Source organism: Massilia paldalensis, assembly GCF_044901715.1.
Taxonomy (GTDB): domain Bacteria; phylum Pseudomonadota; class Gammaproteobacteria; order Burkholderiales; family Burkholderiaceae_D; genus Telluria; species Telluria paldalensis.
Window position 1 is genome coordinate 696,533 of record NZ_JBJCIU010000002.1, and the last position, 13,149, is coordinate 709,681.

A 13,149-nucleotide genomic window follows, 5' to 3' on the forward strand; every position below is an offset into this window, starting at 1 on the left:
ATATTAAAACACCGTCGCCCCCGCGCAGGCGGGGACGACGGGGAGCAAGCAACCATGAACATCGCCTACCGCAAACCTCTCCCGGGCACCGATCTCGCCTACTTCGACGCGCGCAGCGCCGTCGAGGACATCGAGGCGGGCGCCTGGGACAAGCTTCCCTATACCTCGCGCGTGCTGGCCGAGAACCTCGTGCGCCGCTGCGAGCCGCAGGCCCTGGTGCCGTCGCTCAGGCAGCTCGTCGAGCGCAAGCGCGACCTCGACTTCCCCTGGTTCCCCGCGCGCGTCGTGTGCCACGACATCCTGGGCCAGACTGCCCTCGTCGACCTGGCCGGCCTGCGCGACGCCATCGCCGCCCAGGGCGGCGACCCACGCCTCGTCAATCCCGTCGTGCCGACCCAGCTCGTGGTCGACCATTCGCTGGCCGTCGAATGCGGCGGCTTCGACCCGGACGCGTTCGCGAAGAACCGCGCCATCGAGGACCGCCGCAACGAGGACCGCTTCCACTTCATCGACTGGACGAAGAAGGCGTTCCAGAACGTCGACGTGATCCCGCCGGGGAACGGTATCCTGCACCAGATCAACCTGGAGCGCATGAGCCCCGTCGTGCAGGTGCAGGACGGCGTCGCCTTCCCGGACACGCTGGTGGGCACCGACTCGCACACGCCGATGGTCGACGCGCTGGGCGTGATCGCCATCGGCGTGGGCGGCCTGGAAGCGGAAAGCGTGATGCTGGGCCGCGCTTCCTGGATGCGCCTGCCGGACATCGTCGGCGTGGAGCTGACGGGCAAGCCGCAGCCGGGCATCACGGCCACCGACATCGTGCTGGCGCTGACGGAATTCCTGCGCAAGTCCAAGGTCGTGTCGAGCTACCTGGAGTTTTACGGCGCGGGCGCCGCCAGCCTGACGCTGGGCGACCGCGCGACGATCTCGAACATGGCCCCGGAATACGGCGCCACCGCCGCCATGTTCGCCATCGACGAGCAGACCATCAAGTACCTGAAGCTCACGGGCCGCGACGACGAGCTGGTGCGCCTGGTGGAGCTGTACGCGAAGGAAGCGGGCCTGTGGGCCGACACGCTGCACCACGCCGAGTACGAGCGCGTGCTGCGCTTCGACCTGTCGAGCGTGGTGCGCAACATCGCCGGCCCCTCGAATCCGCACCGGCGCGTGCCGACGTCCGAGCTGGCCGCGCAGGGCATCGCCGGCGTCGTCGAGAACGAGCCGGGCCGCATGCCGGACGGCGCCGTCATCATCGCCGCCATCACCAGCTGCACCAATACGAACAATCCGCGCAATATGGTCGCGGCCGGCCTGCTGGCCAAGAAGGCGAACGAGAAGGGCCTGCTGCGCAAGCCCTGGGTGAAGTCCTCGCTGGCGCCCGGCTCCAAGGCCGTGGCGCTGTACATGGAAGAGGCGGGCCTGCAGCAGGAACTCGACAAGCTGGGCTTCGGCATCGTCGCCTTTGCCTGCACCACCTGCAACGGCATGTCGGGCGCGCTCGACCCCGCGATCCAGCAGGAGATCGTGGCGCGCGACCTGTATGCGACGGCCGTCCTGTCCGGCAACCGCAACTTCGACGGCCGCATCCACCCGTATGCGAAACAGGCTTTCCTCGCCTCGCCTGCGCTGGTGGTGGCCTATGCCATCGCGGGCACGATCCGCTTCGACATCGAGAAGGACGTGCTGGGCCTGGACGGCGCCGGCAACCCGGTGCGCCTGGCCGACCTCTGGCCCAGCGACGAGGAGATCGACGCGGTGGTCGAGCGGGCCGTCCAGCCGCAGCAGTTCCGCAAGGTCTACGACATCATGTTCGCGCGCCGCGAACAGGCGCAAGAGGCGGTGTCGCCGCTGTACGACTGGCGTCCCCAGAGCACCTACATCCGCCGTCCGCCGTACTGGGAAGGCGCGCTGGCCAGCGCCTGCACGCTGACCGGCATGCGCCCGCTCGCGGTACTGGGCGACAACATCACGACCGACCACCTGTCGCCATCGAACGCCATCCTGCCCGACAGCGCGGCCGGCGAATACCTGGCCAGGATGGGCTTGCCGGAAGAAGACTTCAATTCGTATGCGACGCACCGCGGCGACCACCTGACGGCGCAGCGCGCCACGTTCGCCAACCCGACGCTGAAGAACGAGATGGTGCGCGGCGCCGACGGCCACGTGCTGGCCGGTTCGCTGGCCCGCATCGAGCCGGAAGGCGAGGTCACCCGCATGTGGGAAGCGATCGAGATGTATATGGAGCGCAAGCAGCCGCTGATCGTGATCGCCGGCGCCGACTACGGCCAGGGTTCCTCGCGCGACTGGGCCGCCAAGGGTGTGCGCCTGGCCGGCGTGGAAGCGATCGTGGCCGAGGGCTTCGAACGCATCCACCGGACGAACCTGGTCGGCATGGGCGTGCTGCCGCTGGAATTCCAGCCGGGTACCACGCGCATCACGCTGGGCATCGACGGCACCGAGACCTTCGACGTGGTGGGCGAACGCCTGCCGCGCGCCACGCTCACGCTCGTCATCCACCGCAAGAGCGGCGAGACGGTCGAGGTGCCGGTGACGTGCCGGCTCGACACGGCGGAAGAGGTGTCGATCTACGAAGCGGGCGGCGTGCTGCAGCGCTTCGCGCAGGATTTCCTCGCGTCGAACAAGGCGGCCGCGTGACCACCGCTGCGCGATTGAAACGATAACCTTTGAACGTCGTCCCTGCGCAGGCAGGGACCCAATGTCGCGTGCGCCGTCGGCCTGCGTGCAACTTGGGTCCCTGCCTGCGCAGGGACGACGGGTGGAGCCAACGCTTATGACCTACGTACCTCAGATTAAAATTCCCGCTACCTATATGCGCGGCGGCACCAGCAAGGGCGTGTTCTTCCGCCTGCAGGACCTGCCCGAGGCCGCGCAGGTGCCGGGCGAGGCGCGCGACCGCCTCCTGCTGCGCGTGATCGGCAGCCCCGACCCCTACGGCAAGCAGATCGACGGCATGGGCGGTGGCACGTCCAGCACCAGCAAGACCGTGATCGCATCGCAGAGCACGCGCGCGGGCCATGACGTCGACTACCTGTTCGGCCAGGTCGCCATCGACAAGCCCTTTGTCGACTGGAGCGGCAATTGCGGCAACCTGTCGGCCGCCATCGGCCCGTTCGCCATCGCCGCCGGGTTCATTGCGCCCGAGCGCATCCCGCGCGACGGCACCGCCACCATCCGCATCTGGCAGGCGAACATCGGCAAGACCATCGTCGCCCACGTGCCGATCGCCGATGGGCAGGTGCAGGAGACGGGCGACTTCGAGCTCGACGGCGTGACCTTCCCGGCGGCCGAGGTGCGGCTGGAATTCATGGACCCGGCCGCGGAAGAAGGAGAGGGAGGTGGCGCCATGTTCCCGACCGGGAACCTGGTCGACGACCTGGAGGTGCCGGGCATCGGCACGCTCAAGGCGACCCTGATCAATGCCGGCATCCCGACCATCTTCGTCAACGCGGCCGACATCGGCTACACGGGCACGGAGCTGCAGGACGCCATCAACGGCGACCCGAAGGCGCTGGCGATGTTCGAGGCGATCCGCGCCCACGGCGCGCTGCGCATGGGTCTGATCGCCCACGTCGAGGAGGCGGCGCGGCGCCAGCACACGCCCAAGGTCGCCTTCGTGGCGCCGCCGGCAGGCTATACGGCGTCGAGCGGCAAGCGGGTCGAGGCGGGCGACGTCGACCTGCTGGTGCGCGCGCTCTCGATGGGCAAGCTGCACCACGCGATGATGGGCACGGCGGCGGTGGCGATCGGCACCGCCGCGGCGATCCCCGGCACGCTGGTCAGCCTGGCGGCGGGCGGGCGCGCCCGCGACGCGGTGCGTTTCGGCCATCCTTCCGGCACCTTGCGCGTGGGCGCGGAGGCGCGCCAGGAAGGGGGCGACTGGATCGTCACCAAGGCCGCGATGAGCCGCAGCGCGCGCGTGCTGATGGAAGGCTGGGTGCGGGTGCCGGGCGATGCCTGACGCCCTGCGTCGTGGTCTTGCGTCGGCCAGGAAAGTTTATTTTCACTTTGATAAATTGAACTGAATGTAAGTTATCATCTATTCCATACGAACAAGGCTTCTGCAGAAGCCCCTGAATGGGACGAGGGATGGATGGCGTAAGGAGCAAACCGGCCTTCGTGGCCGAGGCATTGGCGCTGATCGCGGCGCCGGCCTGCGCCTGCGACGGGCAGGGCATGGTGTGGGCGGCCAATGCGGCGCTGGCAAGCCTGGTCGGGGTCGACCGCGCCCGCCTCGAAGGGCGGCCGATGCTGTCCCTGTTCGCCGCCCGCACGGCGGGCGCGGCGGCGGCCCAGATGCGCCGCTCGCTGTCCGGAGAACGGCGCTGGCATGCGCTGCTCGACTGCGCCGGGCAGGACCTGGCCGTGGAAGTGCGGGCCCGGCCCTTGTCCGCCGCCGCGCGCATCCAGGGCGCCACCTTCGTGTTTCACGACGCGCCCGATCCCTGCGCCAGGGCCTGCCCCGGCCAGGTGCTGCCCGCGCCCGCGGCGACGCTCGCGACGGCGCTCGAGCATGCGGCCGTGCTGGCGCACGCGCCGGTCGGCATCGTCGTCACGCTGCCGGACCTGGTCAAGTCCTGCAATCCGCGCATCGCCGAGATGCTGGGCCTGGCGCCGGGAGAAATGATCGGCCGCAGCCCGTCCGAGGTATTCGTCTCGCGCGCCGACTACGACGCCTTCAAGGCCGAGGCGATTCCCGAGCTCATGGCCGGCCGCCGGTTCGAAAAGGCCGAAGTGCCATTGCGCCGGCGCGACGGCACGACGATCTGGTGCCGCATCCGCGCCAAGGCCGTCGACACCCGCAATCGCGAAGCGGGTACCGTGTGGATCCTGGAAGACGTGACCGAGGCGCGCCAGGCCTCGATCGAGGTGCAGGCCATCATGACCAACGCGTCGATCGCCATCTTCTTCACCCGCGGCCGCGTGATCGGCCGCCACAACGGCTGCTTTTCCGCGATGTTCGGCTATGCGCCGGGCGCGGCGGCCGGCTTGTCCACGCGCGTGCTGTACGCGGGCGAGGAAGCGTTCCGCGCGCTGGGCCTGAAGGCCTATGCCGCGCTCGGCGAGGGCCGCTCGTTCAAGACCGAGACCACGATGGTGCGCAGCGACGGCCGGCCCATGTGGGTCAGCATGATCGGCTACGCGGTCAATCCGGGCGAGCGCGGCCAGGGCACCATCATCTGGATGGTCGAGGACCGCACGGCCCAGCGCGACGCGGCCGACGCGCTGCGCTACGCACGCGACGAGCTGGAGTTGCGGGTGCAGGAGCGCACCGCTGAGCTGCAGGCCGAGATCGCCGAGCGGCGCCAGGCGGAGGCGCGCGTGCACCACATGGCCTATCACGATGCGCTGACGGGATTGCCCAACCGGGCGCTGCTGGGCGAACGGATCGAGCGCGCGCTGCACGACGCGCGCGACCATGGGCGCAAGCTGGCGCTGATGTTCATCGACCTGGACCGCTTCAAGACGATCAACGATTCGCTCGGCCACCTGGCCGGCGACCACCTGCTGAAGGAAGTGGCCGGGCGCCTGTGCCGCGTGGTGCGCGCGACCGACACCGTGGCGCGCCTGGGCGGCGACGAGTTCGTCGTGCTGGTGCCGGGCGTGGGCGGCACCGACCAGTGCAGCCTGCTGGGCGAAAAGATCATCGAGGTGCTGGCCGATCCCGTCATGTTCGAAGGCCGCGGCCTGCACGTCTCGCCGTCGATCGGCATCTGCCTGTACCCGGACCACGGCGCCGACGTGGCCAGCCTGATGCGCAAGGCCGATACCGCCATGTACCAGGCCAAGGCGGCCGGGCGCAACAACTACCAGTTCTACGCCGAGCGCATGAACAGCGCCGCCGAGCGCCGGTTCGAGCTGGAGACCCGTTTGCGCGGCGCCCAGCTGCGCCGCGAGTTCCAGCTCGTCTACCAGCCCATCGTGGCGACCGGCGACGGCCGCGTGCAGGGCCTGGAAGTGCTGCTGCGCTGGCGCGACGCCGAGCAGGGCATGGTATCGCCCGACGAGTTCATTCCCATCCTCGAGGAAAACGGCTTGATCGTGCCGGTGGGCGAGTGGGTGGTCCGGGCCGCCTGCGAACAGGCGGTGGCCTGGCAGCGTGCCGGCATGCGGGCGCTGCCGCTGGCGATCAACCTGTCGGCGCGCCAGTTCATGCACCGCGGCCTGGTCGGGGCGATCCGCCGCATCGTCGACGAAACGGGCATCGACCCGGCGCTGCTGGAGTTCGAGATCACCGAGACGACGCTGATGCAGCACGGCGGCCTCACGCTGGATACGCTGGGCCAGATCCACGCCATGGGCATCCGCCTGTCCATCGACGATTTCGGCACCGGCTATTCGAGCCTGGCCTACCTGAAGCGCTTCCCGGTGCGCAAGATCAAGATCGATCGCGCCTTCGTGCGCGACCTCGAGGCCAGCGGCGAGGACCAGGCCATCGTCGCGGCCATCATGGCGCTGGCGGGGAGTTTGCAGATGGCGGTGGTGGCGGAAGGCGTGGAGACGGCGGGCCAACTCGACGTGCTGCGCGCCCATGGCTGCCACTATGCGCAGGGCTACCTGTTCGCGCGGCCGATGGATGGCGAACGGGTCCCCGCGTTCCTGGCGGACGGCGGCCGCGCCGGATGACGCGGCCGCGGGCATGCGCCGCCCGCCTCCGGTGCAGCGGGCTCAGTCGATGACGGCGACGACCGGCGCGTGGTCCGACGGTTGCTCCCACTTGCGCGTCTCGCGGTCGATCGTGCACGCCTTGCAGCGCTGCGCCAGCGCCGGCGACAGCAGGATGTGGTCGATGCGCAGGCCGCGGTTGCGGCGGAACGCCATCTGGCGGTAATCCCACCAGCTGTACTGTTTCTCGGGCTGCTCGAACAGGCGGAACGCATCGGCCAGGCCCTGGCCGAACAGCGCGCGCAGCGCCTCGCGCTCCGGCTCCGAGCAATGGATCTGGCCGGCCCATTCGGCCGGGTCGTGCACGTCGCGGTCTTCCGGCGCGATATTGTAGTCGCCCAGGATCGCGAACTGCGGGTGGGCCGCCATCTCGGCGCGCACCCAGTCCTGCAGTGCCGCCAGCCAGGCCAGCTTGTACGCATACTTGTCCGAGCCCACCGCCTGCCCGTTCGGCACGTAGGCGCAGATGAAGCGCACGCCGCCGATGGTGGCGGCCAGCAGGCGCTGCTGCTCGTCCGGATAATGCGGATTGTTGCGCACGACGTCGGCGATCGGCAGGCGCGACAGGATGGCCACGCCGTTGTAGGTCTTCTGGCCGCTGAATGCGACCTCGTAGCCGGCCGCCTGGAGGGCGGCAAGCGGGAATTTGTCGTCGGTCAGCTTCGTCTCTTGAATGCAGAGCACATCGACGGGATTGGTGTCCAACCACTGCAGCAGGTGCGGCAGGCGCACTTTCAGCGAGTTGACGTTCCAGGTGGCTATTTTCATGGTCGTGTTCGTTCAGGTGCCGGACCGTCCGGCAAACGGCGTGCAGTATCCCGTCTGTATGGGATTACTGCAACATGACGCGCGACCCCGATGTCAGCACGATTGCATAGAATTTGCTCTAATTGCAACAAAGATGTCGTAAAATAATTGCTCTGCAAATAAAGAATGTGAGTGAAGACTAGCCAATCGGCCCGAACTGTGACAATATGTAACATTCGCAGCAATACAATAGGCGTTTACGTATTGTTTCCTTCTCGGTAGAAAAAAATTGCAGTAGGCCAACTTAGCTTGTACTATTGGCATATTTCCTTGGGATCAAGAATTCGTCCTTGATTCCTTGCTTTGCATAAACCTGGGAACAGGTTGCGATGGGTTGCCCAGGCCGGCTCTGCCGACTGGCCTGTGGCAGTGTGTAATGATCGCGGATCCGCAGCAGGATTTGCACCAGCTTTAGTAAAGGACAACAATGCGCCAAGCATTTGAAGCATGGGCCGCACGCGATGGCCACATTGTCCGGCGTCGTGAAGACAAGCCGGAAGAATATCTGGTGTTCGAAACCCAGCGCCGCTGGCTGATCTGGCAAGCCGCGCTGGCCCACGGCCAGAAGGCCGCCGCCGAAGCGCCGCAAAAAGCGGCCCAGGCCGACGGCCAGCCGCAAAAGATGCTGGCGGACGAAGCCGCCGTGCGCAATCGCGTGCTCAATGAGGTGCTGGACGCATTCAGCGAGCTCGACGATAACGCAGGCATCGAGGGCATCGTCAAGGTCATCCAGAGCCTGAAGAAGAAAAGCCGCGCCGCGACCGAAGAAAAGGTCTGATGCGCTACCGCCACTACAAGGGCGGCATCTATGAGCTGGTGTGCGAAGCCATGCTCGAGGCGGACCATACGCCCGTGATCGTGTATCGCGGGCAGGACGGCACGACCTGGGTCCGGCCCAGGGACGTCTTTTTCGAGATGGTCGCGCCCGAGGGCGGCGGCATTCCAGTCCCCCGTTTTGCGCCGGCCGACCAGGCCTGAAGCGTTTCCCCATTCCCGTCCGTGCGGCGGCCCCGGCGATCCCGGCGGCCCGCGCGGACTCGGTTTATCTGTGCTTCCTCAAACCGGGGTCAGAGCCGGGGTCAGAGCCGGGCTCTGACCCCGGTTTGAGGCAACGCATCGGTTGGCGATGTTCGTCTTGTGCAATCGTCTCTCATGTCCGCAGCGATCCTGCCGTAAACTGGGGAACGCTTCACAGTTCCCGAGAGACATGTCCCAGATTCTAATTCGGAGTGCCTGCACGGCGGCCTTGCTCGTCATGGCGGCCGGCTGCGCGACGCTCAGCGATTCTCCCCAGCAGCAGCTGGAAGTCCACGCCATCCTCGACAACCGCGAGCTGGCCGGTGTCGGCTGCGTGCTGGAAAACGATGCCGGCCGCTGGTTCGTGGTGGCGCCCGGACGCGTGACGGTCGACCGCAGCAGCCAGCCGCTGCGCATCGATTGCCGGCGCCAGGGCGTCGCCGCGCGCGAGGAGGTGCGTTCGCGCTTCGATACCGACAAGCTGATCGGCAACACCGTCATCAGCGCCGGCCTCGGCTACTACGTCGACCGCCGCTCCGGCGCCGGCTTTTCCTATCCGGCCATCCTCACCGTGCTGATGCGTCCGTCCGACGGCGCGACCGGCGAGGCCGCCGCGCCGGCCAATCCGGGCAACGTCGTGTTCTGACGCCGTTTGCAAGCGCCAACGAGAAACGGACGCCGCGGCGTCCGTTTTTGTTGCCGTGCCCTCGATAAAGGGCAGGGCAAGTAGGGGCAGGGCGATTACACGCGATTCATCAGGAACGTGGTCAGCAGGGGCACCGGACGGCCGGTGGCGCCCTTGGCCGCGCCGCTCTTCCAGGCGGTGCCGGCGATGTCGACGTGGGCCCAGGTGTAGTTGCGGGTGAAGTTCTCCAGGAAGCAGGCCGCCGTGATCGAGGCGCCGCCCGGGGTGCCGATATTGGCCAGGTCGGCGAAGTTCGACTTCAGCTGCTCGTTGTACTGCTCGCCGATCGGCAGGCGCCAGGCGGTGTCGCCCGCCTGCTTGCCGGCGTCGAGGAGTTCCTCGGCCAGCGCGTCGTGGGCGTCGTCGTGGCGGGTGAAGATGCCCGAGTTGTGGTGGCCCAGCGAGACGATGACGGCGCCCGTCAGCGTGGCGATGTCGACGACGGCGGCCGGCTTGAAGCGCTCGGCGTAGGTCAGCGCGTCGCACAGGATCAGGCGGCCTTCGGCGTCCGTATTCAGGATCTCGATGGTGGTGCCGTTCATCGCCGTGACGATGTCGCCCGGCTTGGTGGCGCGGCCCGACGGCATGTTCTCGCAGGCGGCCACGATGCCGACCACGTTCAGCTTCAGGCCCATCTCGCCGATCGCGCGGAAGGTGCCCAGCACGGAGCCGGCGCCGCACATATCGTATTTCATCTCGTCCATGCCGGGACCCGGCTTGAGCGAGATGCCGCCCGTGTCGAAGGTGATGCCCTTGCCGACCAGGACGACGGGCGCGTCGTTCTTCTTGCCGCCGTTGTGCTTCAGGACGATGAACTTAGGCGGTTCCTCGCTGCCGCGGGTGACCGACAGGAAGCTGCCCATCTTCAGGGCCTCGAGCTGCTTGCGCTCCAGGACTTCGACGTCGAAGCCGAAGTCGGCGGCCAGCTTCTTGGCCGTGTTGGCGAGGTAGGTCGGGGTGCAGACGTTCGGCGACAGGTTGCCCAGTTCCTTGGTCAGGTTCATGCCGTTGGCGACGGCGATCGACTGCGCCAGCGCGGTCTTCAGCTGCGGCGTCGACACGGAGACGGCGATGGCCAGCTTGCGCACGCCGGCGACGACGGGATCCTTCTTGCTCTTCTGGCCGTCGGTACGGAACTCGGCCTCGTTGGCGGCGACCACGATGGCGCGCACGCCCCAGGCCACGTCGCGGCCTTTCACATTCTCCAGCGGGAATGCGATAATGGCATCCTGCGCGCCCAGCGAGGCGAAGACCTTCAGCGTAGCGGACACGGCAGTGGACAGGGTTTTCTCGGTCGCGACGTCATCGGCGCCCATGCCGACCAGCAGCACGCGCGCCGCGCTCACGCCGGCCACGCCGCGCAGCAGCAGGGTCGAGCCGGGTTTGCCGGAGATGTCACCCGACTTGACGGCGGCGGCAATCGCGCCGCTCGCATCGAGGGCTTTCGCTGCCTCCGACAGTTTCTTGTTTTCGTACACCGCGACTGCGACGCAGCCCGATTTGGCTGCGGCCAGCGTGTTTTTTGTGTCGAATGCTTTTATGCTAAAGTCCATTTGATTCTCCGTTTCGTGTTTGCGACGCGTACTGCCTAACCTGCAATTATAACTATCGAATGATTTTCCGACGCGCCCTACAGCGTGAATTGGCCAGCGTGGCCGGCGCCACCTTCACCGTCCTGTTCTCGATCTTCGTCACCTGGACCCTGATCTCCATCCTCGGCAAGGCCGCAGGCGGCAAGGTCGCATCGAGCGACGTGCTGGCGCTGATCGGTTTTTCCGTGCTGAATTATCTGCCAACCATCCTCATCCTGACCAGCTTTATCGCCGTGATCGCGACCATCACGCGCAGCTACCGCGATTCGGAAATGGTGGTGTGGTTCGCCACCGGCCAGTCGCTGGCGCGCTGGATCGCGCCCGTGCTGACGGCCGGCCTGCCGGTCGTGGTGGCAGTCGGCCTGCTGACGTTCTACGCCACGCCCTGGGCCAAGAGCAAGAGCGTGGAATACATCCAGCGTTTCGAGAAGCGCGAGGACTTGAAGCGCGTCGCGCCGGGCCAGTTCCGCGAATCGACCTCGGCCAACCGCGTGTTCTTCGTCGAGGGCAGCACGGGCGGTTCCACCGTCGTGCAGAACGTGTTCGTCAACAGCGTCGAGCAGAACGGCAATTCCGTCGTCGTCGCCAAGGAAGGCGTGATCGAGCCGGACGGCAAGGGCGGGCAATACCTGGTCCTCAGCAATGGCCGGCGCTACCTGGGCCAGCCCGGCCAGGCCGATTTCCAGTCGATGGAATTCGAGCGCTACCGCATGCGCGTGAACAGCTCGGTGCCGGCGACGCTGGACGCCGATACGCCCGCCGCCGCGATGCCGACGGCCTTGCTGCTGGCCGCCAAGGACAACCGCTTCGCCGACGCCGAACTGGTCTACCGCGTCTCGGCACCCCTCAGCTGCGTCGTGCTGATGCTGCTCGCCATCCCGCTCGGCTTCGTCAACCCGCGTGCCGGCAGTTCCGCCAACCTGATCCTCGCCTTGCTGATCTTCTTCACCTATAACAACCTGACCAAGCTGTTCGAGAACAGCGTCAAGCAGGAAAAACTGTCGTTGGCGATGGCCTGGTGGCCCTTGCACCTGTTCGCCCTGGTGACCGTGATCGTGCTGTTCGCGTGGCGCCTGAACGTCAACCACCGCTGGCATCCGGCCACCTTGTGGAGCGCCTACAAGCGCCGGCGCCTGCTGTCCAGCGGCGCGGTGCAGGAGGGCGTGCAATGAAGATCCTGCAACGCTATTTCCTGGTCAATATCTCGCAGGCCGTGGTGTTCGTGCTGGTCGCGCTGCTGGGCCTGATCGCCTTCATGGACCTGACCAGCGAGCTGCCCGCGGTGGGCAAGGGCGGCTACATGATGCAGCACGCGGTCCTGTACGTGCTGCTGCTGGTGCCCGGCCACGTGTACGAGGTGATGCCGGTGGCCGCGCTGATCGGCACCATCTATACGCTGGCGCAGTTCGCCCAGAGTTCGGAATTCACGATCATGCGCGCGTCCTCGATGTCGACCCGCATGGCGGCTGCCATGCTGGCGAAGATCGGCGTCATGTTCGTCGTCATCACCTTCATCTTCGGCGAACTGATCACGCCGCGCACGGCGCCGCTGGCCGAGCGCGTGCGCCTGTCCGCCAAGGGCGCCACGCTGTCGGCCGAATTCCGTTCCGGCATGTGGACCAAGGACACCGTGCACAGCGGCGGCCCGCGCGGCCCCGTGACGGGATCGCGCTTCTTCAACGCGCGCCAGATCCGTCCGGACGGCCGCCTGGTCGACGTGCGCCTGTACGAGTTCGACACCAATATGCGCATGCGCGCCCTGATCACGGCGGCCGGCGCCACCTTCAGTGGCAACGGCACCTGGCGCCTGGAGGACGTCACCGAGACGCTGTTCACCAACAGCCGCACGCTGCCGGTGCCGGGCGCGCCGGCCCCGCGCGGCCAGAGCATCCAGAACACCTTCGGCCAGGACACGTCGGCCGTCGCCACCCGCAAGGTGGCCTACCTCGACCTGGTCTCGGAGATCACGCCGAAGATCCTGTCGGTGTCGCGCTCGGATCCGGAACGCATGTCGGCCAACGAACTGGCCGTGTACACGCGCCACCTGGCCGAGAACCGCCAGGAGACGGAACGCTTCAAGATCGCGTTCTGGAAGAAGCTGGTCGACCCGCTGTCGATCTTCGTGCTGATGGCGCTGGCGCTGCCGTTCGGCTACCTGCACACGCGCAGCGGCGGGATCAGCCTCAAGATCTTCGTCGGCATCATGATCGGCGTGAGCTTCCTGCTCATCAACGCGCTGTTCTCGCACATCGGCATGCTGTCGACCTGGCCGGCCTTCCTGACGGCCGTGGCGCCGAGCCTGCTGTTCCTGCTGCTGGCGATCGGCGCGCTACGATGGGTGGAGCGGCATTGATGGAGACCACC

10 protein-coding genes are annotated in these 13,149 nt (G+C 67.1%); 8 read left to right on the forward strand and 2 right to left on the reverse strand.

Annotated features, from left to right (window positions below; translation table 11 throughout):
• The first annotated feature begins 54 nt into the window (after positions 1 to 54).
• From acnD to ACI1V7_RS12835, 3 genes are all read left to right on the forward strand, one after another.
• Positions 55 to 2,655: a Fe/S-dependent 2-methylisocitrate dehydratase AcnD gene (gene acnD / locus ACI1V7_RS12825; protein ID WP_404532136.1), complete on the forward strand. Its 2,601-nt coding sequence runs from the start codon at positions 55 to 57 to the stop codon at positions 2,653 to 2,655.
• Between the two features lie 136 nt (positions 2,656 to 2,791).
• On the forward strand, positions 2,792 to 3,979 hold the full coding sequence (gene prpF / locus ACI1V7_RS12830) for a 2-methylaconitate cis-trans isomerase PrpF (protein WP_404532137.1): 1,188 nt from the start codon (positions 2,792 to 2,794) through the stop codon (positions 3,977 to 3,979).
• A 128-nt stretch (positions 3,980 to 4,107) separates the two neighbouring features.
• Positions 4,108 to 6,645 (forward strand): sensor domain-containing protein, encoded by a 2,538-nt coding sequence (locus tag ACI1V7_RS12835; RefSeq protein ID WP_404532138.1) that lies wholly within the window; start codon positions 4,108 to 4,110, stop codon positions 6,643 to 6,645.
• 42 nt (positions 6,646 to 6,687) lie between these two features.
• On the opposite strand, the gene xth is transcribed toward ACI1V7_RS12835, so the two are convergent.
• Positions 6,688 to 7,452: an exodeoxyribonuclease III gene (xth, locus tag ACI1V7_RS12840; protein WP_404532139.1), complete on the reverse strand. Its 765-nt coding sequence runs from the start codon at positions 7,450 to 7,452 to the stop codon at positions 6,688 to 6,690.
• 466 nt (positions 7,453 to 7,918) lie between these two features.
• Between xth and ACI1V7_RS12845 the strand changes: the two genes are divergently transcribed.
• The 3 genes from ACI1V7_RS12845 to ACI1V7_RS12855 all read left to right on the forward strand — a co-directional run bounded on the left by ACI1V7_RS12845 (position 7,919) and on the right by ACI1V7_RS12855 (position 9,154).
• Positions 7,919 to 8,269: a phiTE_015 family protein gene (locus ACI1V7_RS12845; RefSeq protein ID WP_404532140.1), complete on the forward strand. Its 351-nt coding sequence runs from the start codon at positions 7,919 to 7,921 to the stop codon at positions 8,267 to 8,269.
• On the forward strand, positions 8,269 to 8,469 hold the full coding sequence (locus tag ACI1V7_RS12850) for a DUF1653 domain-containing protein (RefSeq protein WP_404532141.1): 201 nt from the start codon (positions 8,269 to 8,271) through the stop codon (positions 8,467 to 8,469). Before ACI1V7_RS12845 ends, ACI1V7_RS12850 begins: the two co-directional genes overlap by 1 nt.
• A gap of 229 nt (positions 8,470 to 8,698) precedes the next feature.
• Entirely contained in the window at positions 8,699 to 9,154 is a 456-nt protein-coding gene (locus ACI1V7_RS12855; protein WP_404532142.1) for a hypothetical protein, read from the forward strand.
• A gap of 95 nt (positions 9,155 to 9,249) precedes the next feature.
• Here the strand turns inward: ACI1V7_RS12855 and ACI1V7_RS12860 are convergent, their stop codons facing one another.
• Complete coding sequence (locus tag ACI1V7_RS12860) at positions 9,250 to 10,746, reverse strand: leucyl aminopeptidase (RefSeq protein ID WP_404532143.1); 1,497 nt, start codon at positions 10,744 to 10,746, stop codon at positions 9,250 to 9,252.
• Positions 10,747 to 10,805: 59 nt separating this feature from the next.
• Between ACI1V7_RS12860 and lptF the strand changes: the two genes are divergently transcribed.
• Both lptF and lptG read left to right on the forward strand, forming a co-directional pair.
• Entirely contained in the window at positions 10,806 to 11,957 is a 1,152-nt protein-coding gene (lptF, locus tag ACI1V7_RS12865; RefSeq protein ID WP_404532144.1) for an LPS export ABC transporter permease LptF, read from the forward strand.
• Positions 11,954 to 13,138 carry an LPS export ABC transporter permease LptG gene (gene lptG / locus ACI1V7_RS12870; protein ID WP_404532145.1) on the forward strand — a complete coding sequence of 395 codons (1,185 nt, stop codon included), beginning with the start codon at positions 11,954 to 11,956 and terminating at the stop codon, positions 13,136 to 13,138. The genes lptF and lptG overlap by 4 nt, the downstream gene beginning before the upstream one ends.
• Positions 13,139 to 13,149 lie beyond the last annotated feature (11 nt).

Coding starts and splice junctions, on each gene's coding strand:
- acnD (WP_404532136.1), top strand. CDS start 55: ATGAACATCGCCTACCGCAAACCTCTCCCGGGCACCGATCTCGCCTAC.
- prpF (WP_404532137.1), top strand. CDS start 2,792: ATGACCTACGTACCTCAGATTAAAATTCCCGCTACCTATATGCGCGGC.
- ACI1V7_RS12835 (WP_404532138.1), top strand. CDS start 4,108: ATGGATGGCGTAAGGAGCAAACCGGCCTTCGTGGCCGAGGCATTGGCG.
- xth (WP_404532139.1), bottom strand. CDS start 7,452: ATGAAAATAGCCACCTGGAACGTCAACTCGCTGAAAGTGCGCCTGCCG.
- ACI1V7_RS12845 (WP_404532140.1), top strand. CDS start 7,919: ATGCGCCAAGCATTTGAAGCATGGGCCGCACGCGATGGCCACATTGTC.
- ACI1V7_RS12850 (WP_404532141.1), top strand. CDS start 8,269: ATGCGCTACCGCCACTACAAGGGCGGCATCTATGAGCTGGTGTGCGAA.
- ACI1V7_RS12855 (WP_404532142.1), top strand. CDS start 8,699: ATGTCCCAGATTCTAATTCGGAGTGCCTGCACGGCGGCCTTGCTCGTC.
- ACI1V7_RS12860 (WP_404532143.1), bottom strand. CDS start 10,746: ATGGACTTTAGCATAAAAGCATTCGACACAAAAAACACGCTGGCCGCA.
- lptF (WP_404532144.1), top strand. CDS start 10,806: ATGATTTTCCGACGCGCCCTACAGCGTGAATTGGCCAGCGTGGCCGGC.
- lptG (WP_404532145.1), top strand. CDS start 11,954: ATGAAGATCCTGCAACGCTATTTCCTGGTCAATATCTCGCAGGCCGTG.